The organism is Massilia sp. Root133, from assembly GCF_001426525.1.
Lineage (GTDB): Bacteria > Pseudomonadota > Gammaproteobacteria > Burkholderiales > Burkholderiaceae_D > Telluria > Telluria orientalis.
Genome location: NZ_LMEW01000034.1, coordinates 471,461 through 495,628, shown reverse-complemented (window position 1 = coordinate 495,628; position 24,168 = coordinate 471,461). Strand labels below are relative to the sequence as shown.

Annotated in this window: 21 protein-coding genes and 1 pseudogene; 13 read left to right on the top strand and 9 right to left on the bottom strand. The window is 68.7% G+C overall.

Annotated features, from left to right (window positions below):
- Positions 1–4 precede the first annotated feature (4 nt).
- From ASD28_RS26645 to ASD28_RS26635, 3 genes are all read right to left on the bottom strand, one after another.
- The gene (locus ASD28_RS26645; protein WP_056135854.1) at positions 5–1,393 is read right to left on the bottom strand and encodes a YncE family protein; all 1,389 of its coding nucleotides are present in this window, start codon (positions 1,391–1,393) and stop codon (positions 5–7) included.
- Positions 1,380–1,709 carry a DUF305 domain-containing protein gene (locus tag ASD28_RS26640; RefSeq protein WP_229412181.1) on the bottom strand — a complete coding sequence of 110 codons (330 nt, stop codon included), beginning with the start codon at positions 1,707–1,709 and terminating at the stop codon, positions 1,380–1,382. The genes ASD28_RS26645 and ASD28_RS26640 overlap by 14 nt, the downstream gene beginning before the upstream one ends.
- 64 nt (positions 1,710–1,773) lie before the next feature.
- Positions 1,774–2,100 (bottom strand): CzcE family metal-binding protein, encoded by a 327-nt coding sequence (locus ASD28_RS26635; protein WP_056135851.1) that lies wholly within the window; start codon positions 2,098–2,100, stop codon positions 1,774–1,776.
- A 151-nt stretch (positions 2,101–2,251) separates the two neighbouring features.
- On the opposite strand from ASD28_RS26635, the gene ASD28_RS26630 reads away from it, so the two are divergent.
- Together ASD28_RS26630 and ASD28_RS26625 are read left to right on the top strand one after the other, a co-directional pair.
- Positions 2,252–2,923 carry a heavy metal response regulator transcription factor gene (locus ASD28_RS26630; protein WP_056135848.1) on the top strand — a complete coding sequence of 224 codons (672 nt, stop codon included), beginning with the start codon at positions 2,252–2,254 and terminating at the stop codon, positions 2,921–2,923.
- A gap of 11 nt (positions 2,924–2,934) precedes the next feature.
- Positions 2,935–4,251: a heavy metal sensor histidine kinase gene (locus ASD28_RS26625; RefSeq protein ID WP_082577416.1), complete on the top strand. Its 1,317-nt coding sequence runs from the start codon at positions 2,935–2,937 to the stop codon at positions 4,249–4,251.
- Between the two features lie 12 nt (positions 4,252–4,263).
- Here the strand turns inward: ASD28_RS26625 and ASD28_RS26620 are convergent, their stop codons facing one another.
- The gene (locus ASD28_RS26620) at positions 4,264–6,192 is read right to left on the bottom strand and encodes a TonB-dependent siderophore receptor (RefSeq protein ID WP_082577415.1); all 1,929 of its coding nucleotides are present in this window, start codon (positions 6,190–6,192) and stop codon (positions 4,264–4,266) included.
- A gap of 174 nt (positions 6,193–6,366) precedes the next feature.
- Between ASD28_RS26620 and ASD28_RS26615 the strand changes: the two genes are divergently transcribed.
- Both ASD28_RS26615 and ASD28_RS26610 read left to right on the top strand, forming a co-directional pair.
- Entirely contained in the window at positions 6,367–7,779 is a 1,413-nt protein-coding gene (locus tag ASD28_RS26615) for an alpha-L-fucosidase (RefSeq protein ID WP_156403854.1), read from the top strand.
- 86 nt (positions 7,780–7,865) lie between these two features.
- Positions 7,866–10,457 carry a glycoside hydrolase family 2 TIM barrel-domain containing protein gene (locus tag ASD28_RS26610; RefSeq protein ID WP_056135836.1) on the top strand — a complete coding sequence of 864 codons (2,592 nt, stop codon included), beginning with the start codon at positions 7,866–7,868 and terminating at the stop codon, positions 10,455–10,457.
- Here ASD28_RS26610 and ASD28_RS32990 read toward each other — a convergent pair.
- The 3 genes and pseudogenes from ASD28_RS32990 to ASD28_RS26600 all read right to left on the bottom strand — a co-directional run.
- A pseudogene (locus ASD28_RS32990) lies at positions 10,458–10,862 on the bottom strand (dihydrodipicolinate synthase family protein); the annotation flags it as partial. It abuts the gene before it with no gap.
- A 1-nt stretch (position 10,863) separates the two neighbouring features.
- On the bottom strand, positions 10,864–11,469 hold a 606-nt coding region (locus tag ASD28_RS32985), incomplete at its 3' end, for a 5-dehydro-4-deoxyglucarate dehydratase (protein WP_229412426.1).
- 136 nt (positions 11,470–11,605) lie between these two features.
- A complete protein-coding gene (locus tag ASD28_RS26600) occupies positions 11,606–12,652 on the bottom strand; it encodes a LacI family DNA-binding transcriptional regulator (protein WP_056135833.1) in 1,047 nt (348 codons plus the stop codon).
- Positions 12,653–12,852: 200 nt separating this feature from the next.
- Between ASD28_RS26600 and garD the strand changes: the two genes are divergently transcribed.
- The 8 genes from garD (at position 12,853) to ASD28_RS26560 (ending at position 21,254) form a co-directional block, all read left to right on the top strand.
- Positions 12,853–14,385 (top strand): galactarate dehydratase, encoded by a 1,533-nt coding sequence (gene garD / locus ASD28_RS26595; protein WP_229412425.1) that lies wholly within the window; start codon positions 12,853–12,855, stop codon positions 14,383–14,385.
- Positions 14,386–14,429: 44 nt separating this feature from the next.
- A complete protein-coding gene (locus tag ASD28_RS26590) occupies positions 14,430–15,494 on the top strand; it encodes a porin (protein ID WP_056135826.1) in 1,065 nt (354 codons plus the stop codon).
- 32 nt (positions 15,495–15,526) lie between these two features.
- The gene (locus tag ASD28_RS26585) at positions 15,527–16,894 is read left to right on the top strand and encodes an MFS transporter (protein ID WP_200948917.1); all 1,368 of its coding nucleotides are present in this window, start codon (positions 15,527–15,529) and stop codon (positions 16,892–16,894) included.
- A gap of 89 nt (positions 16,895–16,983) precedes the next feature.
- Entirely contained in the window at positions 16,984–17,547 is a 564-nt protein-coding gene (locus ASD28_RS26580) for a hypothetical protein (RefSeq protein WP_056135822.1), read from the top strand.
- Positions 17,544–18,218: a hypothetical protein gene (locus tag ASD28_RS26575; protein ID WP_229412173.1), complete on the top strand. Its 675-nt coding sequence runs from the start codon at positions 17,544–17,546 to the stop codon at positions 18,216–18,218. Before ASD28_RS26580 ends, ASD28_RS26575 begins: the two co-directional genes overlap by 4 nt.
- A gap of 62 nt (positions 18,219–18,280) precedes the next feature.
- Positions 18,281–18,859, top strand: coding sequence for a sigma-70 family RNA polymerase sigma factor (locus ASD28_RS26570; protein ID WP_056135818.1), 579 nt, complete (start codon positions 18,281–18,283; stop codon positions 18,857–18,859).
- On the top strand, positions 18,856–19,557 hold the full coding sequence (locus ASD28_RS26565) for an anti-sigma factor domain-containing protein (protein ID WP_056135815.1): 702 nt from the start codon (positions 18,856–18,858) through the stop codon (positions 19,555–19,557). Before ASD28_RS26570 ends, ASD28_RS26565 begins: the two co-directional genes overlap by 4 nt.
- A gap of 29 nt (positions 19,558–19,586) precedes the next feature.
- Positions 19,587–21,254: a beta-N-acetylhexosaminidase gene (locus ASD28_RS26560; protein WP_082577414.1), complete on the top strand. Its 1,668-nt coding sequence runs from the start codon at positions 19,587–19,589 to the stop codon at positions 21,252–21,254.
- 23 nt (positions 21,255–21,277) lie between these two features.
- On the opposite strand, the gene ASD28_RS26555 is transcribed toward ASD28_RS26560, so the two are convergent.
- A complete protein-coding gene (locus tag ASD28_RS26555) occupies positions 21,278–22,060 on the bottom strand; it encodes a 3-hydroxybutyrate dehydrogenase (protein ID WP_056135812.1) in 783 nt (260 codons plus the stop codon).
- Positions 22,057–23,289, bottom strand: coding sequence for a patatin-like phospholipase family protein (locus ASD28_RS26550; protein WP_082577413.1), 1,233 nt, complete (start codon positions 23,287–23,289; stop codon positions 22,057–22,059). The genes ASD28_RS26555 and ASD28_RS26550 overlap by 4 nt, the downstream gene beginning before the upstream one ends.
- A gap of 188 nt (positions 23,290–23,477) precedes the next feature.
- Here ASD28_RS26550 and ASD28_RS26545 point away from each other — a divergent pair, with 188 nt between their 5' ends.
- On the top strand, positions 23,478–24,113 hold the full coding sequence (locus ASD28_RS26545) for an NUDIX hydrolase (protein ID WP_056135809.1): 636 nt from the start codon (positions 23,478–23,480) through the stop codon (positions 24,111–24,113).
- Positions 24,114–24,168: the final 55 nt, after the last annotated feature.

Sequence of the window (24,168 nt, the reverse complement as noted above, 5' to 3'; positions counted from 1 at the left end):
GGCGTCAGCCCGCCAGCACGGCCGCGGCCGGGGAGGGGGTTGTCGTCCCCTCCATGATCAGGATCTTCCCGGCGGCCTGGCCGGCGGGCGCCGCGTCCGGCCGGGTGAAGGACCGCACGGGTCCGATCATCGTGCCGTTCGCATTGCCCTTCGCATCCGTGCGCACGGTGCCGACCGGCTGGCCGCCCAGGACCACGCTGTACTGCGTCGCCGGCTTGAGCTTGAACACGTTGACCTCGAGCGCATCGACGACCCCCAACTGGCGCGCGACGACGAAGCCGCGTGCCGTCGTTGCGCCGTCGCGCGCCGCGAGCGGGATGTTGACGGCGTCCTGGTTAATCCTCGGACTCAGGTTGTCCACGCTGCCCGGCGCCGCCACGTGCGACAGGTAGACGAGGGCCTGCGGCGCCTGCCCGCCGGGCATGTGCGCGACCACCTTGTTGACGGCGGGGTCGATGACGTCGACCCCGTCGCCGTTTTCCAGGCCCACGTAGACGCGGCTGCTGTCGTCCGACGTCCAGATCCCGTGCGGCAGCGCGCCGGTCGGGATCGTGGCGACGAGCGTCGCGTCCTTGTCCGTCGTGTACACCTTCACGACGTTCTCGCCGCCCACCGTCACGTACGCGTACGTCTTGCCGCCGACGCGGGCGAACGCGAGGTGGTTCGTGATGAAGCCCGTGTCGATCACGCCCGTCACCTCGAACGTGCGCGTGTCGATGCGCGTGACCTTGCCGACGTCCTTGTGCGTCATCCACATCTCGCGATGGTCCGGCGTGAACTGCAGGAAGGGCGAGAACGGGCTGACGACGGGAATCCGCTTGATGACCTTGTGCGCCTTGACGTCGATGACGTCGACCTCCGGCGTGAAGCTGGAGACGGCGAACGCGAGCCTCCCGTCCGGCAGGAATTGCACCATGCCGGGACCGACGGCCGTCGGGATGCGGCGCGTTTCCCTGAACGTGTGCGGGTCGATGACGGCGATGTAATCCTCGCCGCGCACGACGACCCACACTTCCTTGCCGTCGGCCGTGAAGAAGCCTTCATGGGGCGAGCGGCCGACATAAGTCTTGCCCTTGACCTTGTTCGTCGCGGTGTCGATGAACGTCACGGAATTGGAGCCGTTCGAGATCGCGACCAGCGTCTTGTGGTCGGGCGAGAAGCCGAGGCCGTGCACGTTGATCTCGCCGCGGTACAGCGGCGACAGCACGTCGGGGCGCTGGTTGCCCAGCACGATCTGGCCCAGCAGGCGGTTGCCGGCCGGGTCGAAGACCGAGATGGTGTTCGTGTTCTGGTCGGCCGTGTACACGCGGTCCGAGGCCGCCGGGAGGGCCATTGCCGCCTGCGCGACGGCGAGGGCGCCCGCGGCAATGGCGAGCCGTTCAATGGTGTTCATGCTGACTCCTTGTTGACGAGGGGTGGCGTGCCAGCCACGCCCGCATCACGTTGATTTCGTTCTGCTGCTCGGCGATGATGCCGAGCGCCAGGTTGCGCAGTTCCGGGTCCTGCGTGTTCAGCAGGACGGCCTTCGCCATGTCGATGGCGCCCTGGTGGTGCGGCATCATCATCGTGACGAAGTCGTGGCCCGGCTCGCCGTTCATCGGCGCGGCGGCCATGTCGCGGTCCATGATCGCCATCGCGTCGTTCATCAGCGCCGCGAACGGCTTGTCGCTGCTGGCGACGAACGATGCGGGTGCCGGCGCGCCGTGCATGTGCTGGGCGCCGGCGGTGGTGGCGGCGCACAGCGCCAGGGTGGCGATGAGGGCTTTCATGGCATCAGTCCTGGTACAGCGGGTTGGGGGCGATGTAGACCCGCACGTCCGGCACGGTCACGCCCTTCGGTGCGATGGCCGACAGCGGGATGGAATCCGTGCTGGGCCATGCGTCGAACACGAACGTGAAGCGCTGGCCGCCGACATTGAAGCGCACCGTCTGGCCGTTGGTGACGTTGACCCAGCGGGTCGAGGCGTCGACGGCGACGTCGCGGTCGGCCGTGTCGCTCATGATGACGCGGCCGGCATCCATCGGGCGCGGCATGGCGCCGGCCGTGCCGGCGGCGAGGACGAGGACGGACAGGGCGAGGGTGCGGGTCAGCTTGGTCATGCGGTTCTCCTTCGTGGTTGGGATGGACGCATTGTGCAAAAGGGCCGCTGACGCGAGGGTGACTCCTGAATGACAATTCGATGACAGCCGGATGGCGCACCTGTCATCCAGCGCGGCCCGGAATTGCGGCACAATGTCCGCAGGAGGAAGCATGCGCATATTGATCGTCGAAGACGAGCCCAAGACGGGCGACTACCTGCACAAGGGCTTGCGCGAGTCCGGCTTCAACGCCGACCTCGCGCGCACCGGACCGGACGGCCTGCACCTGGCGCTGGAGCACGACTACGACCTCGTCGTGCTCGACGTGATGCTGCCGGCGATGGACGGCTGGACGGTGCTGTCCAGGCTGCGCGAGCACAAGGAAACACCGGTGCTGTACCTGACGGCGCGCGACGACGTGGCCGACCGCGTGCGCGGCCTGGAGCTCGGCGCGGACGACTATCTCGTGAAGCCGTTCGCGTTCGCCGAGTTGCTGGCGCGCGTGCGCACGCTGCTGCGGCGCGCGCCCACGCGCGAGCCCGACATCCTGGCCGTGGCCGACCTCGAGATCGACCTGCGCCGCCACCGCGTCACGCGCGCCGGCAAGCGCATCGACCTCACGCCGAAGGAGCACGCGCTGCTCGTGCTGCTGGCGCGGCGCCAGGGCGAGGTGCTGTCACGCTCGCTGATTTCGTCGCAGGTGTGGGACATGAACTTCGATTCGGACACGAACGTCGTCGACGTCGCCATCCGCCGCCTGCGCACGAAGGTCGACGATCCGTACCCGGTCAAACTGATCCACACGGTGCGCGGCATGGGCTACCTGATGGAAGAACGCGAGTGACGGCGCGACCGATGTCCATCGCGCTGCGTCTGGGCCTGCTGTTCGCCGCGATCGCCGCCGCCGTGTTCGTCGCGGTCGGCGCCTATCTGTACCAGACGCTGGCGCACCAGATGGGCCGGCGCGACGATGCGGACCTGCTCAACAAGGCAGTGCTGGCGCGCCAGCTGCTGGGCGCATTGCCGACGCGCGATCCCGCGCTGCTGGCGCGCGCCATCGGCCAGGACGGCGTCACCCTGCAGGTGAGCGCGGCGGACGCCAGCGTGTCCGCCGTGCCGCTGGGGCGCGATCCGGGCCTCGCGGACATCGCCGCGCGCGACGATGCTCGGGGCTCCCGGCGCGTCGTCACCGTGCTGGCCGGCGATGCCGCGGCGCCGCTGCAGGTGACGCTCGTGCGCACGCGCTCCGACCGGCTCGCGATCCTGCGCCGTTATGCGCTCGACCTGCTGGGCGCCCTCGTGGCGGGCACGCTCGTCGCGGCGGCCCTCGGGTTCGCGGCCGTGAAGCGGGGCCTGCGTCCGTTGTACGGCGTGATCGCCCGCGCCGACGCCATCCACGCCCAGCGCCTCGCGGTGCGCATGCCCGCCGCCGAGCTGCCGGCCGAGCTGCGCGCGCTGGCCGTCGCGTTCAATGCGATGCTCGACCGGCTGGAAGAGGGCGTCCAGCGCCTGTCGGGCTTCGCGGCCGACCTCGCGCACGACCTGCGCACGCCCGTGAACGCGCTGATGATGCAGACCCAGGTCGCGCTCGCGCGCGTGCGCACGGCGGACGAGTACGAGGCCCTGCTGGCGTCCAACCTCGAGGAATACGAGCGGCTGGCGCGCATGATCGAGAACACGCTGTTCCTGGCGCGCGCCGACAACGCCCAGCTGGCGCTGGCGAGCACCGCGCTCGACGTGCGCGCGGAACTGGAGCACATCCGTGAATATTTCGAGATGCTGGCCGAGGACAAGGGCATCCGGTTCGGCCTCGGCGACGTCGCCGGCCTGCAGGTTCACGCGGACCCGGTGCTGCTGCGGCGCGCCGTCAACAACCTCGTGTCGAACGCGATCGCGCATACGCCGCGGGGCGGCGCCGTCAACCTGGGTGCGGCGAGCGACGGCCAGTGGGTCACGCTGTCGGTGGAAAACAGCGGCGACGGCATCGCGCCCGAGCACCTCGAGCGCGTGTTCGAACGCTATTACCGAGCCGACGCGGCGCGCGGCGCGGGGAGTTCGGTCGGCCTGGGGCTGTCGATCGTGCGCGCCATCATGCGCCTGCACGGGGGCACGGCGGAAGTCGACAGCGTGCCGGGCGGGCGCACCGTGTTCAGCCTGCGGTTTCCGTCCTGACGCCGGCTGGCGTCAGGGCGTCCACACGACCCGCACGGCGAGCGCGCGCTCGTATTCGCTGCGCGTGGCCGGCGCCCCGAATTCCGCATGGCGCGGATCGAAAACGTTCTGGGCGATGATCGACAGTTCGAGGCCGCGGCGGATGCGCCAGCCCCAGCGCGCATCGACGGCCGTGTACGCGGGCACGCTCGGGCGCGGCAGCGCGCCCACGTGGCGCAGCGTGACGTCGCATTCCTGGCCGGCGCCGATGTCGTACGAGGAGCGCACTTGCCAGTAATGCGTCGGGTCGCTCGTGAACAGGCCCGTCGCTCCCGACAGGTCGCGGCTGCCGGGTTCCAGGGTCGTGCCGACGCGCTGCACGACGCCGCCGCCGGACAGGCGCCACGCATCCGCCGCCTGCCACGTGGCCCACGCTTCGATGCCGCGCGTGAGGCCGTCCGCCCGGTTCTCGAACACGGAACCCGGGCCGGACGGATTCGGCTCCAGCGTGCGCAGCCGGTCGTAGCGGCTGAAGAACAACGTGGTCGAATACGACAGGGACGCCGAGGGCCGGCCGCGGTAGCCCAGTTCGAACACCTTGGCCGTCTCCGATTCGAACCCGGGACCGCCCGCCACGCCATACTGCGGCACGCCGTTCACGACGGGCGGCCGGATGGGGCTGTACAAATCGCGGTCGATGCGCGACGGCGCCCGCACGGCGCGCGAGAGCGACGTCCACACGAGGGAAGCCGGCCGCGGATTCCACGCGAGGCGCAAGGTGGGCAGCACTTCGGCGCCCGTGTAATTGTTGTCCTCGATTTTCAGGCCGGCCATCACGCGCAGGTTGTCGCGCAGCGTGATCTCGTCCTGCGCGAACAGGTTCGCCCAGCGCAGGTTCAGCGTCCCGGGCAGGAAGCCGAACGCGGGGCCGTTCTCGACGCGGTCGTGGCCCAGGCGGTAGCCGCCGCCCCACACGACGTGGTGGTTGCCGTCGACGTGCACGGCGTGCTGCAGTTGCAGGTCGAACGTGTCGAGGCGTTCGTGGAAGGCGTTCGGCTGGTCGCGCTCCGTGTGGTCCCAGTACAGCTGGAGGGTGGCCGACGAGCCGTCCGCGAACGTGCGCGCCGCGCGCCCCAGCAGGTTCGCGCCGGCGACCCTGATGTCGCGCGTATTCGCCTGGCGCAGCCGGGCATCGTAGACGTCACCCTGGACCGTGAGGCCATCGCCCCAATCGGTGCGGAACCCGGCCTGGTCGCGGTGCCAGCCCGTCTGCGAGGTGGCGCCCGTCGCCGTGTGCGTGTCGTCGTTTTCGGCATGCTTCGCGTAAGCGCGGTAGTGGCCGTCGCCACCCAGCCGGCCGCCGTAGCGCACGGCGCCGTCGCGCGCATCCTTGCCGAGGGTCGTCGCCAGCAGCGCGCCCTGGGTGGCGGCGGACGATTTCGTGATGATGTTGATGACGCCGTTGACGGCATTCGCACCCCACAAGGTCGCGCCCGGGCCGCTGATCACTTCGATGCGCTCGACATCGTCCAGCACCACGTCCTGCACGTCCCAGAACACGCCGGAAAACAAGGGAGAGTACACGGTGCGGCCGTCGATCAGCACGAGCAGCTTGTTTTCGAACGGGCTGGAAAAGCCGCGCGCCGTGACCGCGTAATTACGCGCATCGACGCGCGCCACCTGCAGGTTCGGCGCGAGCCGCAGCGCTTCCGGCAGCGACGCGGCGCCCGCGCGGCGGATGTCGTTGCCCGTGATGACGAAGATGGAGGCCGCCGCGTCGGACAGCGATTCCGACCGTTTCGACACGGACGTGACCTGGATGTTGGCCAGTTCTTCGAGGCTCAGTTCCGCGATATCGTCGTTCTGCGCGGGGACGATGGCCACGGCCGCCGGCGCGGCGAGCAGGGTGGCGAGGAGGGCAGAGACCCGGACGGCGGCGGGAAACAATGTGGAACTGGGCATGGTAACAGGACACATTTAGTCGAATTCGCAAGATTGTATTGCAGAAATCGATTTGTTAACGATACCATCGTGCCGTGCGCCGGTTCGACATTTTTCATAACGGCGAAAAGTGATTTGATGATTGCGGAGATGCGCCGCAACTCGGACAATCCGGAAAAATCCAACGGAGACACTGTGAAGCCATTCATCCCCGCGCACGGCCGCCGCCGTCGCGCCCTGGCCGGCCTGTTGCTGGCCGCCGCCGCATGCGCGCTGCCGGGCGCGGCGTCCGCACAGACGCCCCCCGCCGGGGCGCCGGCCGCCGGAGCGCCGGCCGCCGGAGCGCCGGCCGCCGACGGCGACGCGGCCGCCCGCATCGCCTGGTGGCGCCAGGCCCGCTTCGGCATGTTCATCCACTGGGGCCTGTACGCCATCCCCGGCCGCGGCGAGTGGGCGCAATTCATGGAACAAACCCCGGTGAACGAATATGCGAAGCTGGCCGGCCAGTTCAAGCCGCGCCACTTCGACCCCGACGGGTGGGCGCAGCTGGCGAAGTCCGCGGGCATGAAATACATGGTGTTCACGTCGCGCCACCACGACGGCTTTGCGATGTTCGACGACGGCGACAATCCGTTCTCGAGCACGAAGACGGCCGCGCAGCGCGATTTCGTCGCGGACTACGTGAAGGCCGCGCGCAAGGCCGGCATGGGCGTGGGGCTGTATTACTCGCCGCTGGACTGGCGCTACCCGGGCTACTTCTTCCCCGACCTGTACCGGGACAGCGCGGAAGCGATGCGGGCCCAGTACCACCGCCAGATGGAAAAACTGCTGTCCAACTACGGCAAGCTCGACGTGCTGTGGTTCGACGGCGGCGAGACCGACTGGCTGAGCTTCGGCGGCGACTGGTCCGCCGCGCAGTGGCAGAAGCGCGCGCCCGGCAAGCATTACGGCGGCGGCTTCGACTGGCAGCACGACAAGGTGCACACGATGTTGCGCCGCCTGCAGCCGAACGTCGTCATCAACGGCCGCGCGGACATGAAGGAAGACTTCCATTCGCGCGAGGGCGACGGCGCGCTGGGCGACTACGACGACCAGCATCCGTGGGAGCTGTGCACGACGATCGCCGGCGCCTGGGGCTACCAGCCGAACATGCAGCCGAAGCCCCTGAAGCACTACATCCAGCTGCTGGCGAACGTGGCGGGCCGCGACGGCAACCTGCTGCTCAACGTGGGGCCCGACCCCGACGGCCGCATCGACCCGGCGCAGGCCCAGCGCCTGCGCGAGATCGGCGCGTGGCTGGGCAAGCACGGCGACAGCATCTACGGCACCCGCGGCGGGCCGTTCCTGCCGGGCAACTGGGGCGCCTCCACGCGCCGCGGCAACACGGTCTATGTCCACGTGCTGAACTGGCCGGGCGACAAGCTCGCGCTGCCGGCGATCCCGGCCCGCGTCGTGCGCGCGTCCGTGCTGGGCGGCGGCGCGGCGAAGGTCGAGCAATCCGCGCGCGGCATCGAGATTTCGGTGCCGGCCGCCGCGCGTGACGACATGGACACTGTGGTGGCCCTGCAACTGGATGCGTCCGCCGAAGGGCTCGCGCCCGTGCGCTGAAAAAACGTTCGCCGCTCCGGTGGATTTCACCATTGCCCGGGTGGGCCGGGCATCCGCACAATGATGATTTTCTACCTGGAGCACGAATGCGTTCGCAGACGGCGACCCTGACACGCCTGGCGACCCGCGCCGCCATCGCGCTTGCCATATTGACCGGCGTGGTCCATGCCGCAACCCCGGCCGAAGCACCCACCGCGCGCCAGCGGCAGAATTTCAACGCCGGCTGGCGCTTCCACCTGGGCGACATCGGCGGCGCCGAGAAGGCCGACTTCGACGACGGCGACTGGCAGGCCGTGGGTCTCCCGCACAGTTTCAGCGCGCCTTACTTCCAGGCGCCCGAGGTGTACGTCGGCTACGGCTGGTACCGCAAGGATCTCGTGCTGCCGCAAGTGACCGCCGGGCGCCGCTGGACGCTCGAATTCGAAGCCGCGTTCCAGACGGCCGAGGTGTACGCGAACGGCCGCAAGATCGCGCGCCACCGCGGCGGCTATACCGGCTTTCCCGTCGATCTCACGAGCGCCTTGCACCCGGGGCGCAACGTGATCGCCGTCCGCGTCGACAACACCTGGGACCCCACGCTCGCCCCGCGCGCAGGCGAACATATCTTCAGCGGCGGCATCTACCGCGACGTCTGGCTCGTGACGACGGACGACGTGCACGTCCCCTGGACCGGCACCACCGTCACGACGCCGGGCCTGGCGGGCCGCAGCGGCGCCGTGCGCGTGGCGACGGAGGTGCGCAACGACGGCCGCAAACCGGTCAAGGTGAGGGTGCGCACCCGCATCGCCGACGCCCGCGGCGCCACCGTGGCCGTGCTGCCCGATGCGGCCGTCCGCGTGCCGCCGGGGCGGACGCTGGACGTCGCGCAGCAGTCCGCGCGGCTGTCGGGCCTCAAGCTGTGGAGTCCCGAGACGCCCACGCTGTACCGCGCCGTCACGACCCTCGCCGTGGCGGGGCGCCCGCGCGACCGCTTCGAGACGTCGTTCGGCTTCCGCACCATCCGGTGGACGGCCGACCAGGGCTTTTTTCTCAACGGCGAGCACCGCTACTTCCGCGGCGCCAACGTGCACCAGGACCAGGCCGGATGGGGCGACGCCGTGACGAATGCCGCCATCGACCGCGACGTGCAGCTGATGAAGGATGCCGGCTTCGATTTCATCCGCGGCTCGCACTATCCGCACGACCCGCATTTCGCCGAAGCGACCGATCGGATCGGCATGCTGTTCCTGCCGGAGGCGCCGTTCTGGGGCACGGCCGGCATGAAGAGTCCGTGGAGCCGGTCCGCCTATCCGCCCGAAGCCGAACACCAGGCCGCGTTCGAGGACAGCGTCAAGCAGCAGCTGGCGGAACTCATCCGCATCAACCGCAACCATCCGTCGGTCGTGGCGTGGGGCATGGACAACGAGGTCTTCTTCACCGACAAGGACACGCTGCCGGCCGTGCGCAAGCTGCTGGCGGACGAGGTGGCGCTGTCGCACAGGCTCGATCCCACGCGGCCGGCGGCCGTCGACGGCGCACAGCGGGGCGACATCGACCGCATCGGCGACATCGCCGGCTACAACGGCGACGGCGCCGTGCTGTTCCCGAATCCCGGCATCGCCAACTTCGTCGCGGAGTACGGCTCGACCATCTCGGACCGGCCGGGCGAATACGACCCGGGCTGGGGCGACATCGAACGCACGCCGGGCGCGAAGGCGGGCGAGCCGGCGTCGTGGCGCTTCCCGTGGCGCGCGGGAGAGGCCGTGTGGGCCGGGTTCGACCACGGTTCGATCGCGGGCAAGTTCGGCTCGATGGGCCTCGTCGATTATGCGCGGCTGCCGAAGCGCAGCTGGTACTGGTACCGCAACGCCTACCGCGGCATCGCGCCGCCCGCGTGGCCGCAGCCGGGCCAGCCGGCCGCCCTGCGGGTGACGGCCAGCAGCCCCGTGATCCGCCACGCGGACGGCACGGACGACGTGCAGCTGGTCGTGACGGTCGTCGACGCGGCCGGCAAGGCGCTGTCCAACAGCCCGCCCGTGCGGCTGGCGCTGGAAGCGGGGCCGGGCGAGCTGCCGACCGGGCGCGGCATCGCGTTCACGCCGGATGGCGACATCCCGATCCGCGACGGCCGGGCGGCCATCGCCATGCGCAGCTGGCAGCGCGGCACGACACGCATCCGCGCGACGTCGCCCGGCCTCGCCGAGGGCGTGCTGACGGTGGAAACGGTGGATGGTCCGGCCTTCGTGGACGGCGTGACGCCGCTGGCGGCCGACCGGCCATACGTGCAGCGCAAGATGGAAGTGGGGGCGGAGCAGGCGTTCGGCCTGAAGAATCCTACGCAGGCCAGTTCGAGCGCGGCCGGCCATGCGCCGTCGCTGGCCAACGACGGCGACGCCGCCACGTGGTGGGCCCCGGCGGCGGACGACGCCGCGCCGTGGATCGCCATCGACCCCGAGCGCATCGTGAATTACCGCCGGCTGGCCGTGCGGTTCGCGCCGGACGGGCGTTGCGGCGTGACGGCGCAAGCGCAGGATGCGGGTGGCGTGTGGCAGGTGCTGGCCGACGTGCCGGCGGCGGCCGACACGATCGACGTGCCCGTGCGCGCCGTCACGGGACGGCGCCTGCGGCTGCGCCTGACGGGTGGTACGTGCCGCATCGCCGACGTCGTCATCATGGGGACGCCGGCGACCTTCTGGTGATCAGCGCACGTTCTGCTTCTTGATCAGTTGATCCAGCATGGCGTGTTCTTCTTCCGTCAGGTCGGTCAGCGGCGCGCGCACCGGGCCGCCGTCGTGGCCGACGAGGCGGGCGCCGGCCTTCACGATCGACACGGCGTAGCCGGCCTTGCGGTTGCGGATCGCCAGGTAGGGCAGAAAGAATTCGTCCAGCAGGCGGTTCGTCGTCGCGTGGTCGTCCTTGGCGATCGCGTGGTAGAAATCCATCGCCAGTTGCGGCATGAAGTTGAAGACGGCCGACGAGTACACGGGTACACCCAGCGCTTTATACGCCGCGGCGTAGACTTCCGCGGTCGGCAGGCCGCCCAGGTAGCTGAAGCGGTCGCCCAGGCGGCGCCAGATCGAGACCATCAGTTCGATGTCGCCGATNCGCCGCGGCGTAGACTTCCGCGGTCGGCAGGCCGCCCAGGTAGCTGAAGCGGTCGCCCAGGCGGCGCCAGATCGAGACCATCAGTTCGATGTCGCCGATGCCGTCCTTGAAGCCGATCAGGTTGGGGCAGCGGTCGGCCAGCTTTTCCAGCGAGTCCGCGGTCAGGCGGCATTGCGCGCGGTTGTACACGACGACGCCGATGTTCACCGATTTGCAGACTTCTTCCACGTGCGCGACGAGGCCGTCCTGGCTCGCTTCCGTCAGGTAGTGCGGCAGCAGCAGCACGCCTTTCGCGCCCAGGCGCTCGGCTTCCTGGGCAAAGGCGATCGCAGCGCGGGTCGGGCCGCCGACGCCGGCCAGGATGGGCACTTTACCGGCGCACGTGTCGACCGCGGTCTTGATCACTTGCGAGTATTCGTCGTGCGTCAGCGAAAAGAATTCGCCGGTGCCGCCGGCCGCGAACAGGGCGGTGGCGCCGTACGGGGCGAGCCATTCCAGGCGTTCGATGTAGGTGCTCTTGCGGAAGTTGCCTTCGGCATCGAAGTCGGTGATGGGGAAGGACAGCAGGCCGGACGACATCACTTGCTTGAGTTCTTGCGGATTCATTTGCGCTCCAGGGCGGTGGGTTTAACTTGTCAGACATCGTACAACTAAGATCGCAGCATCGCAAGAATTTTTTGGTCACGTGCGCATAAACGTCGTCCCCGCGGAGGCGGGGACGACGGTTTTTGCGTGTCAGGCCTTAACCGATTTGCCGCGTCGTGCCGCGCTCGACCAGGTTGAACCCCACGTCCACGACATTCCCCGCCGGCGCCTCGCCTTCGATCTTCGCGATGAGCGCCCGGGCCGCCTGCACGCCGATGGCGCGCTTGTCGACGTGGACGGACGAGATGGGAGGATGCGTGTACGCGGCGAAGTCGAAGTCGCCGAAGCCCATGATGCCGAGCGTCTCCGGCACGGCGATGCCTTGCGCCTGCGCCTCGATGAGGGCGCCCTGGGCCAGCACGTCCGAGCTGCACACGACGACGTCGGGCGCGTGGCCTTCCGCGAGAATCGCGCGCAGGCCTTCGCGGCCGAGATTCATCACGGTCGGCGGCGTGGCCAGGTGCGTGGCGACGGGCATCACGCCGTGCCGTTCCAGTTCCGCCTCCAGCGCCAGGCGGCGCCGGTTCGCGCGCTCGTCGCGTGCGCAGATCGACGCGAACCGTTTATAGCCTTTGGATAGAAGGTATTGCGCGACCTTTTCGCCGACGCGTTCCTGCGAAAAGCCGATGGCGATGTCGATGGGGGAGGGCGTCAGGTCCCACGCTTCCACGACGGGCACGCCGGTCGCGAGCAGCTTCTTGCGCACGCCGGGGTGGTGATGGATGCCGGTGAGGACGATGCCGTCGGGCTGGCGCGACAGGATCGCCGTCAGCAGGTCTTCTTCCTTTTGCCGCGAGTAGTTCGACACCGACAGCAGCAGCTGGTAGCCGTGCGCCGACAATTCGTCGTTCAGGCCCTGCACCGTCTCGGCGAACATCGAGTTCGACAGCTGCGGCACGATGGCGGCGATCAGCTGGCTGCGCTTCGTCGTCAGGCTGCCGGCCAGCATGTTCGGGATATAGCCCATCGCGGCCGCCGCTTCTTTCACACGCGCGATCGTGTCCGGCTTGACGAGCCTGGGGTTGTGCAGCGCGCGCGATACCGTGATCGGAGAGAGGCCCGCGAGCCGCGCGACATCCTTGAGCGTGATGCTTTTCGGGCGGTCTCCGTTGGTGGGGAGCGTGTCGTCTGCGGGGGCTATCATGTTGTTGTGTTCTTTATCACTTGTACGACATCCGATCACAAAACGCTTGCGTTCGAAGATGATTGCGGTATCATACCAAACACCTCGGCCGACCTACCGGCCATATTTTTACGACAAGAATGATTGCGGTGTCATTTTTGCGCAAAGCGCGTGGCTGTTGTGCTTTGCTATCAAATGATTGCGCAATCATGGAGACGATGATGACTATCCCCCGCACCATCCGCATGCACGAGAACGACAATGTCGCCATCGTCGTCAATGCCGGCGGCCTGCCGGAAGGCACGATCTTCCCGGACGGTTTGACCCTGACCACCCGCGTGCCGGAAGGGCACAAGGTGGCGCTCGTCGACATCGCCCAAGGCGCACCCATCGTCCGCTACGACGTCACGATCGGCCATGCGCTGCAACCCATCGCCCGCGGCACGTGGATCGAGGAATCGCTGGTCGGCATGCCGGCCGCGCGTGGCCTGGAGGACCTGCCGAAGCCCGTCCGCGACCGCGCACCGTTGCCGCCGCTGGAAGGCTATACGTTCGAAGGTTTCCGCAATCCGGACGGCTCGGTCGGCACGCGCAACATCCTCGCCATCAGCGAGACGGTGCAGTGCGTGTCGGGTGTCGTCGCGTTCGCCGTCGACCGCATCAAGAAGGAGCTGCTGCCGAACTACCCGCACGTGGACGACGTCGTCGCCATCGAGCACACGTACGGCTGCGGCGTCGCCATCGACGCGCCCGGCGCCGAGATCCCGATCCGGACCCTGCGCAACATCGCGAAGAACCCGAACTTCGGCGGCCGCGTGATGCTCGTGAGCCTGGGCTGCGAAAAGTTGCAGCCGGCGCGCATGTTCCCGGCCGGCTCGATCCCGATCCAGGCGCCGGACACTGTCTGCCTGCAGGATGCCGCTCACGTGGGCTTCGGCGACATGATCGAATCCATCATGCGCACGGCCGAGAAGCACCTGGCGGTACTGAACGAGCGCCGGCGCGAGACCGTGCCCGCGTCGGAACTGGTCGTCGGCGTGCAGTGCGGCGGCAGCGATGCGTTTTCAGGCGTGACCGCGAATCCGGCCGTCGGCTTCGCGAGCGACCTGCTCGTGCGGGCCGGCGCCGCCGTCATGTTTTCCGAAACGACGGAAGTCCGCGACGGCATCGACCAGCTGACCGCGCGCGCCGCCGACGACGGCGTCGCCGAGGCGATGATCCGCGAGATGGCGTGGTACGACGAATACCTGAAGCGGGGCGGCGTGGACCGCAGCGCGAACACGACGCCGGGCAACAAGAAGGGCGGCCTCGCCAACATCACCGAAAAGGCGATGGGCTCCATCATCAAGTCCGGCACGGCACCCATCGCGGGCGTGCTGTCCCCGGGCGACAAGCTGCAGCAGAAAGGCCTGATCTACGCGGCCACGCCGGCCAGCGATTTCATCTGCGGCACCCTGCAACTGGCCGCCGGCATGAACATGCACGTGTTCACGACGGGCCGCGGCACGCCTTACGGCCTGGCCGCCGTGCCGGTCGTGAAAGTCGCGACGCGCGACGACCTGGCACGCCGCTGGCATGACCTCATGGACATCAACGCCGGACGCATCGCGACCGGCGACGCGACGATCGCGGACGTGGGCTGGGAGTTGTTCCACTTCCTGCTCGACGTGGCGAGCGGCCGCAAGAAGACGTGGGCCGAGCACTGGAAGCTCCATAACGCGCTCACGCTCTTCAATCCGGCGCCCGTGACCTGACCGCACGGACGACCACACAAGACAGACAACAGCAAGGAGACATTGTGAAGAAAGCAGTATGCATCGCCCTCGGCCTGGCCGCGGGCGCGGGCGCGCACGCCCAGACGAATGTCACGATCTACGGCATCGCCGACGCGGCGTTCGTGGGCGAGAACGGTTCCAGCGCCGGTCACCAGACGAAGATCACGAGCGGCGCCGCGTCCGCATCGCGCATCGGCTTTCGCGGCAAGGAGGACCTGGGCAATGGCATGTCCGCGTTCTTCACGCTGGAGACGGGCGCGAAGATCGACACGGGCGAACTCGATGCCGCGAACACGATCTTCAATCGCCAGGCCTTCGTGGGCATCAGGACGAACGCGGGCGCCATCGCCTTCGGCCGCCAGTACACGCCTTACCACCTCACCTTGACGTCCGTCGCCGACCCGTTCGGCACCGGCTACGCGGGCACGGCGAAGAACCTCTTCCCGGACAACGGCACCAACGTCCGCACCAGTAACACGATCACGTACACGTCGCCCAAGGTGAGCGGCATGCACGCGGAACTCGCGTACAGCGCCGGCGAGCAGACCGAATTGTCGGCGGGTCGCCAGTTCGGCGGCGCGCTCGATTATGCGCAGGGCGCACTGCGGGTACGGCTCGCGTACAACAACAAGAACACGGACGTGGCGGCGACGGGGGTGAACCACGACCTGGGCCGCAACGTGCTCCTCGGTGCGAACTACGACTTCAAATGGATCAAGCTGTACGGCGCATTCGAAGTCGACAAGGGTTTCAACAGCGCCACCCTGGGCAATGCGAACAACCCGTACGGCGGGGTGAAACCGACACCGTCGACGGACGGCCGCGAGATCCTGCTGGGCTTTTCCGCGCCCGTCGGGCCGGGCACGCTGATGTTCTCCACGCAGCGCAAGGACGACCGCACGCACCTCGACCAGGACGCCCACGAGTGGGGCATCGGCTATCTGTACGCGCTGTCCAAGCGCACGGGCCTGTACGCGGCGTACGCACATATCCATAACAAGAACGGCGCCGGCTACACGGTCGCCAACAACACGGAGCCGGGGTCGGGCAACACCGGCTACAACCTGGGCATCCGCCAGACGTTCTGAGTCCGGCGGCCACACCAATCTCTGGAGGGACCATGGAGCACACAACGACCGCGGCCATGCCGGCCGCAACCACCAAACTCGCGTCGCGCACGCGCTGGGGCATACTCGCCATCCTGTTCATCGTCACGACGGTCAACTACGCGGACCGCGCCTCGATCTCGATCGCGGGTCCGGAAATCCGCAAGGCCCTGGGCCTGTCGCCCGTCGAGATGGGCTTCGTCTTTTCCGCGTTCGCGTGGTCGTACGTGGCGGCCCAGCTGCCCGGCGGCTGGCTGCTCGACCGCTTCGGCTCGAAGATCACTTATTTCTTCAGCATTTTTCTCTGGTCGCTGTTCACGCTGCTGACGGGCGGCGTCGGCTTCCTCACCGGCGCCGTCGGCGTCGGCACGCTGTTCGTGCTGCGTTTCCTCGTCGGCGCGGCGGAAGCCCCTTCGTTCCCGGGCAACAGCCGCATCACGTCGGCGTGGTTCCCCACGCACGAACGGGGCCTCGCGTCCGCGCTGTTCAACTCCGCGCAGTATTTCGCGACCGTGCTGTTCGCACCGATCATGGGCTGGCTCGTCCACGCGTTCGGCTGGGAGAGCGTGTTCATCGTGATGGGCGGCCTCGGGATCGCGCTGGCCTTCGTCTGGCTGAAGGTCATCCACGGACCGAAGGACCACCCGTCCGTCAGCGCCGGCGAACTGGAATACATCGAGGAGGGCGGGGCGCTCGTCGACCTCGACGGCGCCAAACGCAGTGCGCAGGCGCCCGCCGTGGACACGCTCGCCTGCGTCAAGGAGTTGCTGGGCAACCGCATGCTGCTGGGCGTGTACATCGGCCAGTACTGCATCAACACGCTGACGTACTTCTTCCTCACGTGGTTCCCCGTGTACCTCGTGCAGGAGCGCCACATGACGATCCTGAAGGCGGGCTTCGTCGCGTCGCTGCCCGCCATCGCCGGTTTCCTCGGCGGCGTCGTGGGCGGCACGATCTCGGACCGCCTCGCCAAGGCCGGCTTCTCGCTGTCGATGTCGCGCAAGGTGCCGATCGTGTGCGGCATGCTGCTGTCGATGAGCATGATCGCCTGTAACTACATCGACGCCGACGCCGTCGTCGTCGCCGTGATGGCGCTGGCCTTCTTCGGCAAGGGCGTCGGCGCGCTGGGCTGGGCCGTCGTCGCGGACACGTCGCCGAAGGAAGCGGGCGGCCTGTCCGGCGCGCTGTTCAACACCTTCGGCAACATCGCCGGCATCACGACGCCGATCGTCATCGGCTACATCCTGCAGGGCACTGGCTCGTTCGCGGGGGCGCTCGTGTATGTCGGCGCCAACGCGGCCGTCGCGATCTTCAGCTATGTGTTCATCGTGGGCGAGATCAAGCGCGTGAAGCTGGTGAAGTCGCTGAAGACGGCAGGGTAGAAAATATTTTGAATCCGATCGCCGGGTGGCTGCGTACAAGAGGAGTGGGGGAGATTTCCCCCGCTACAACCCTCAACCCGGAGATCGACATGAAGCCTGCCCTCATCCTTTCAGCAGCATCCCTGTGCGCCTTTCTGTCCGCGTGCGGCGGCGGCGACGACGACATGCCGAAGGCGCAGTTCGCGCAGAACCAGGACATCTGGATGGCCCTCGGCGGGGACGCGAAAGCGCCCGCGGCGGTGGCGAAGGTCGTCGACGACGCGGCCGCCGGCCTGCTGGCCGATCCGAAGGAAGCGCCGTACTTCGCCGTCGTCGGCACACCCGGCCACGATTCCGTCGACCGCCTGAAAGCCTGCCTGCGCCTGCAGTTCAACGCCGTGCTGGGCGGACCGTACACCTATCCGGGTCCGGTCACGGCCGACAACACGACGGTCCAGTGCGAAGACATGGTCGCGGCGCACAAGGACCTCGGCATTCCCGGCTGCGTGTTCGACCAGTTCATGGTCGACCTGGCGGCCGTCATGAAGCAGGACGGCGTGCCGGATGCGTACATCAACCGCGTGGCGCCCACGCTCGTCGGCCTGAAGGGCGACATCGTGTCGAAGACGCCCGTCTATCTTGGCCCGACCACCGCGGCCAACTGCCAGTCATGAGCGCCCGTGCGTGGGTGATGGCGGGGGCGGGAGCCGCGCTCCTCGTGCTGGGCGTGGGCGGTGCGATGCACACGCGCGCCGGCCTGCGTGCGTTGGCGGCGCTGGGTGTGCCGTGCCCGGTCGACCGGGTCTCGGCGGCGCAGGTCGACCACGTACGCCGGGCCGGCCTGGCCGGGCTGCGCGGCGATACCCCCGCGCCGGTCCGCCCGGCCGTCGCGGGCCTTCTGCTGGACATGACCACCGAAGCGCAAGCGCAGGCGCTCCTCGCCCGCGCGCACGCGGCGTGCGAGGTGCAGGCACGCGGCTACCGCCACCTGCGCTGCCGCGGCGTGGATGCGGCCGCGCTCGGGCTGGCCGGGCCGCCCGTCAGCGAGATGTGGCTCAGCTTCGGACCGGCGGGGCGCCTCGTCGGCGTCGACGTGTACCGGCGCGGCATGCGGCCGGACGACGTGCGCGCGGTGTGGTCGGACGCGGCCGGCCGCTTGCGCGCGGCGCTGGGTGCGCCCGGCCTCGCGGTCGGCGACCCCGCGCCGGACGTGCTGGCGGCAAGCCCGATCCAGACGGCGCGCGTGCAATACCGCTACGCGGACTACGTGGCCACCGTGACGGCCGCGCACCTGCCGCAGACCGGGTTGTCCGTGCGCGAGCAATACCTGTCCGCACGCATGTAATCGTTTCCAGTCCTGTCACTGTACGGTTACAATGTTTTCATTAAATCAATGACAGGGGCGCCGTGAGCCAGGAGACCGACCAGGACGACCAGCTGTACCACCTGCTCGCGGCCGTGGCCCTGCAGGACCGCGCCGCGTTCCGCAGGTTGTACGAGGCCACGTCGGCGAAGCTGTTCGGCTTCGCGCTGCGCGTGCTGCACAAGGAGGAACTGGCGGAGGAGGCCGTGCAGGATGCGTACGTCGCGATCTGGCACGCGGCCGCCAGTTACCAGATGCACCTGGCGGCGCCGCTCACGTGGATGGTGACGATCGTGCGCAACAAGGCGCTGGACGTCCGCCGCCGCGCGCTGGCGGACGGCGGCGACGTCCGCGTCGAACTCGAGGATGCCGATGGCCTGGCCGACATGGCGGCGGGTCCGCACGAACTGGCGCAGCTCTCGCGCGACGCGCAGGCGCTGGCGCGCTGCATGGACACGCTCGCGGGCCGCCAGCGCCAGGCGATCGGCATGGCCTACCTGCACGACCTGTCGCATTCGGACGTGGCGGCGCGCCTCGGCCTGCCGCTCGGCACGGTCAAGACGTGGATCCGGCGCGGCCTCGACCGCCTGCGCGATTGCCTGTCCAGACGGGAGGCCGCATGAATATCCGCGACAACGCGCCGCTGCGCGACCGGCTCGCGGCCGAATACGCGCTCGGCACCTTGCGCGGCGGGGCGCGGCGCCGCTTCGAGGCGTGGCTGCGCGACGACCGCCTGCTGCGCGCCGCCGTCGCCGACTGGCAGGGCCGGCTCGCGGCGCTGGCCGAACTGCAGCGGCCGGTGACGCCGCCGGCGCGCGTGTGGGAGGGCATCGAGCGCCGCCTGGGGCCTGTGGTACAGCCGCCGTGGTGGCAGTTCTGGCGCACGTCCGCCGCGCGCCCGTGGGGCGTGCTGGCGCTGGCCGCGGGCGCGGGCGCGCTCGTGCTGGCCGTGCGCCTCGCCGCGCCGCCGGCGGCCACGCCGCGGACGCAGCAGATCGCCGCGCTGTCCGACGCCCAGTCGCAGACCGTCATGGTCGTCACGGCCGACACGCGCCACCGCCGCCTGCAGGTGCGCGTGGCGGAAGACGTCCACGTACCCGCCGACCGCACCCTGCAACTGTGGGCGATCACGCGCACGGGCAAACCCCGCTCGCTCGGCATCCTGCCCGACAACCGCAGCACGGACCTGGCGCTGGACGCGCGCGCGACCGCGCCGGACGTGGCGCTGCTCGCGATCAGCCTGGAGCCGAAGGGCGGCTCGCCCGATCCGAACGGGCCGACGGGACCCGTGCTGTACAAGGGCAGCTGGGCAAGGCTGTGAATCCACTCTTTCATCATCGAGGTGTCGTCATGCGCATGTTCGCCGTCCTGTCCTTGAGCTGCCTGATCGGCGCGGTCCACGCGCAGGACATCGTGCCGCGTCCGGCCCGACTGGAGCGCGGGACCGGCGACTACATGCTGACGGCAGCCACCCGCATCGTCGCCAGCGGCGCCGCGCTGCCCGAGGCGTCGACCCTGCGCGACTACCTGCGCCCGGCCACGGGCTTCGACCTGCCGGTGACCGCGCACGACGGCGCCGACGCGATCCGCCTGCGCCTCGACCCGAAGGCGGACCTGGGCAAGGAGGGCTACCGCCTCGTGAGCGATGCGCGCGGCGTGACCATCTCGGCGGCGCAGCCCGCGGGACTCCACTACGGCATCCAGACCTTGCGCCAGATGCTCCCGGCCGACATTTACCGCCGGGCGCGGGTGAAACGCACGTGGGCGCTGCCGGCCGTGGCGATCGAGGACGCGCCCCGGTTCTCGTGGCGCGGCAGCCACCTGGATGTCGCGCGCCACTTCATGCCGAAGGAATTCGTGCTGAAGCACATCGAGCTGCTGGCCCAGCACAAGATGAACGTCTTCCACTGGCATCTGACGGACGACCAGGGCTGGCGCATCAAGATCAAGCGCTATCCGCGCCTGACGCAGGTAGGCGCGTGGCGCCGCGACAGCATGCTCGCGTACGATCCGCCGCGCTACGACGGCAAGCCGCACGGCGGCTTTTATACGCAGGACGACATCCGCGAAGTGGTCGCCTTCGCGGCCGCGCGCCACGTGACGATCGTGCCGGAGATCGAGATGCCGGGCCATGCGCAGGCCGCCGTCGCGGCGTATCCCGAGCTGGGCAACCGGCCGGATCGGACACTCCAGGTCGGCACCGACTGGGGCGTGATCCCGCACGTGTTCAACGTGGAAGACGGCACGATCGCCTTCCTGCAGAATGTGCTGGACGAGGTGATGGACCTGTTCCCGGGCCAGACCATCCACGTGGGCGGCGACGAGTGCCCGAAGACGGAATGGGCGCAGTCGCCGGCCGCGCTGGCGCGCATGAAGCAGCTGGGCCTCGTGCCGGTCACGGCCACCCTGCAGGACATCCAGGACTACCGCGATGCGCAGGGCAAGCCGGCCGAACATCCCGCGCTGCACGGCCTGCAGAGCTGGTTCATCGGCCGCATGGATGCGTACCTGACGCAGCACGGCCGCCGCCTGATCGGCTGGGACGAGATCCTGGAAGGCGGCCTCGCACCGGGCGCCGCCGTGATGAGCTGGCGCGGCGAGGCGGGCGGCATCAAGGCCGCCGGCGCCGGACACGACGTCGTCATGACGCCGGAGCGCGAGACCTATTTCGATTTTTACCAGGCCGACCCGAAGAGCCCCGGCTTCCGCGAACCGATGGGCGTGCGCGACGTGACGACGCTCGCGCGCGTGTATGCGTACGACCCGTTGCCGGCCGCGCTGCCGGCTTCCCAGGCGCGGCACGTGCTGGGCAGCCAGGCGCAGTTGTGGACGGAATACATGGCGACCCCGCGCGACGTCGAATACATGGCCTGGCCGCGCCTCGTGGCGCTGGCCGAAGGCCTGTGGACGCCGAAGGCGCTGAAAGACTATGCGCGGTTCGAGGCGCGGATGCCGGCGGCGCTGGGCCGCCTGCAGGTGCAGGATGTAAACTACCGTCCCCTGGAAGGTCCGAGGTAACGATCGCCTGCGGGCTGCAAGACCTACTGCATGAACCAGCCGTGGCTGACGACGATCGACTGGCCCGTCAGCGCGTTCGACGGGAACGTCGCGAGGAACAGCGCCGTGTGCGCGACGTCTTCCACGGTCGTGAATTCGCCGTCGACCGTCTCCTTCAGCATCACCTTCTTGACGACATCCTCCTCGCTGATCCCCAGTTCCTTCGCCTGTTCCGGGATCTGCTTGTCGACGAGCGGCGTGCGCACGAAGCCCGGGCAGATCACGTTCGCCCGCACGCCGTGCTTCGCGCCTTCCTTGGCGACGACCTTGGCCAGGCCGACGAGGCCATGCTTCGCCGCGACGTACGGCGCCTTCAGCACCGAGGCTTCCTTCGAGTGCACGGACCCCATGTAGATCACGCTGCCGCCGCGGCCCTGCGCATACATCCGCTTCAGGCACGCGCGCGTCGTGAGGAAGGCGCCGTCGAGGTGGATCGCGAGCATCTTCTTCCAGTCCGAGAACTTGAATTCGTCGACCGGCGCGACGATCTGGATGCCCGCGTTCGACACGAGCACGTCGATGCCGCCGAATCGATCGGCCACTTGCGCGATGCCCGCGTCGACCTGTTCCTCGTTCGTCACGTCCATCGCGACGGCCAGCGCGCGTTCGCCGGTCGGATCGAATTCGCGCGCGACGGCCTGCGCGGCTTCCAGGTTGAGGTCCGCGATGGCGACCTTCGCGCCATGGTCGAAATAGGTCTTCGCGATCTCTTTGCCGATGCCGCTGGCGGCGCCCGTGACGACGGCGACTTTATCCTGCATGTTCATAGTGGATCCTTTTCTGCGGAGGGGGGAAGGGGAAGCGGGTGCGCGGGCGGCGTCAGGAAATCGTAGGTGGCCGGGTTGCACTCGAAGCGCGGCAGCTGGAAGATCTCTTCATGCGCGAGCGTCTTCGTCGCATCCGCGTATCCGGCCTGCCAGTGTTCCTTCATCGTGCGGCGCGAGAATTCGAAATCCTTGTACTGGCCTTCGTAGGTCGGCGAGCGGTAGACCAGTTCGACGATGTTGTACAGCGCGGGATCCGACGCTTCCGCCAGCATTTGCGCCTGCGGCGTCGCGGCCAGGTCGGGCGGCATCATCGCCAGCAGTTCGTTGAACGCCGTGCGCAGCTTTTCCGTGCGGCGGAATGCGTCGGTCGCGGTGCGCGTGCGGCTCGAATACTGGATCTCCTTCATGCGCGTCGCGACCGCGGCGAGGTCTTTCGGCACTTCGCCGCGCGCGCTCCACAGGTCGACCTGGAACACGAGCGTATGCAGGCGCGAACGCGCGGACAGTACCCAGTCGAGCGGCGTATTCGACACCATGCCGCCGTCCCAGTAACGTTCGCCGTCGATCTCCACCGCGTCGAAGCCCGGCGGCAGTGCGCCGCTGGCCATGACGTGCTCCGGCCCGATGCGGTCCTTCGCATTGTCGAAGTAGGCGAAGTTGCCGGTCCTGACGTTGACGGCGCCGATCGACAGACGCATTTCGCGCGCGTTGATGCGGTCGAAGTCGACGAGGCGCTCCAGGGTCGCCCGAAGGGGTGTCGTGTCGTAGAAACTCGTCGCACCAAGGCCGGGCCACGACAGGTACGGCGGCGGCACGCGCGGTTCGAAGAAGCCGGGCACGCCCTGCACGAGCACTCTTCCGGCCGCGACCTGGTTGACCCAGGCGTGCAGCGTGTCGACGAGCGGCACGCCGGTCCACCGGTCACCCACGATGCCGTCGCCGGACGCGCTGACCAGTTCCCAGAATTCGCGCAGCCGCTCGACCCGCTGCTCGCGCGGATTGCCGGCGATGATCGCGCTGTTGATGGCGCCGATCGAAATGCCGGACACCCACGTGGGCTCGACGCCCGCTTCCAGCAGCTTTTCGTACACGCCGGCCTGGTACGCACCGAGCGCGCCGCCACCCTGCAGGACGAGCGCGATGCTGTCGAATTCGGTGGCGCAGGCTTTCGGTACTTCGGCGGGCGCCTGCGTGCCTTCGTGCAGTACGCTTTGATCCCGTGTGTTCACGTGCCGGCTCCGTTGCGGAGCGATGGGGTTGGCTTCATCCGTTCCTCGATGTGTCAATACGAACCGCGAGCGACCTTGCGTTTGATCAACGTGTCGCCCGGCCGATATTCTCACAAATTTGCGGATGAGGCTGTCGTACGATTGGATGATGAACACCATGTTTACGCGGCGCTGGTATAGTCGCCGGCATGGACGACACCTGGCATCCGCAACCGGACGAACACGGCCGCAAGGTGCGGCTGCACACGCCGTCGTGCGAAGCGAATCTCGCCGCGCTGGCCGACCCGCAGGCCGCGGTGACGTTCGTGCCGGGCAGCACATGCGCGGGCAGGCTGGATGGCGTGCCGCTCGTGCCGTGCACGCGCGCCATGGTCGAAGCCGCTTGCATCGGTGGCGCCATGCTCGTGGAACCGCCGTTCCTCCTCCCGCCGGGGAAGCAGGCGGCGGCCGGCGCCGTCGTGCGCGAAGCCGACGGCCGCATCTGGCTCGTGGCGCCGTCGAACGGCTTCGGCGGCTATGCGGTGACCTTTCCGAAAGGGCGCGTCGAACCGGGCCTGCCGCTGCAGGCGACGGCCATCCGCGAGGTCTGGGAAGAATCGGGGCTGCTCGTGGAACCGGTGGCCTGGCTGGGCGACTTCCCTCGCACCCAGACCTTTACACGCTTTTACATCGCGCGCCGGATCGGTGGCCATCCCGCGCACATGGGGTGGGAGTCGCAGGCCGTCCACCTCGTGACGCCCACGCAGGCGCGTGGCCTGTTACACCGGGATACCGATCGCGCGGTACTCGACGCCTTGGACGCATTTGAGGCGAATCAAGCCTGACGCCAGCCACGCGAGACACGGCAGCCTTTCCAATCTGTAATGTTCGACGACCCTG